This is a genomic window from Streptococcus sp. 10F2, assembly GCF_054331515.2.
The window spans coordinates 1-623 of the sequence record NZ_JBTGGE020000128.1; the positions used below are offsets into that span (position 1 = coordinate 1).

The following is a 623-nucleotide window of genomic DNA, read 5'->3' on the forward strand; positions in this document are numbered from 1 at the left end:
ATAAAACGGTGAATCTAATCCTTGGTATGTCCGGGAAATCTATTTCTAAAGAATTGTTAGATGCAGATATTTGGATCACGGAATCTGCTTTTGTACAAGCCCGCTATAAAATCAAATCAAGCACTTTCTATAAAGTATTCAAAGAATTCACCTCAAAAATTCCTGGACATAATCCTATCCCTATTCTAGCTGCAGATGGAAGTGACGTGAATATTCCTAGAAATCCCAAAGATAAGGGAACTTCTTTTCAAGCTGGTGAGGGAAATAAGTCGTATAACCTGATTCATCTTAATGCATTCTATGACCTAAATACAGGTATTTATACTGATGTCATCGTGCAAGATAAAAGGAAGGCAGATGAGCGACAGGCGGTCATTGATATGATGGAGGTGTCTCCCTTTTGAAACAGCTCTGGTAATCATGGATAGGGGATATGAGAGTTATAACCTTATGGCACATTTTGAGCAAAAAGGATGGAAATATATTATCCGTGTCCAGAATGGTCTGGAATCTTTTGCATCAAGGTTTCATTTACCAGATACCTCAATTGAAAAAGAAGTTGCCATCAAATTGTCTAGGAATCAAACAAAACAGATGAAAAATCTTTATAAACAGTCTCCAAA

General features: G+C 36.6%; 2 protein-coding genes. Both read left to right on the plus strand.

The window, feature by feature from the left end; translation table 11 throughout:
- The coding region (locus ACXM1Q_RS09365) for a transposase (RefSeq protein ID WP_458517820.1) at positions 1 to 404 on the plus strand (404 nt) is incomplete at its 5' end.
- A gap of 7 nt (positions 405 to 411) precedes the next feature.
- A partial coding sequence (locus ACXM1Q_RS09370) for a transposase (protein WP_458517821.1) occupies positions 412 to 623 on the plus strand: 212 nt, incomplete at its 3' end.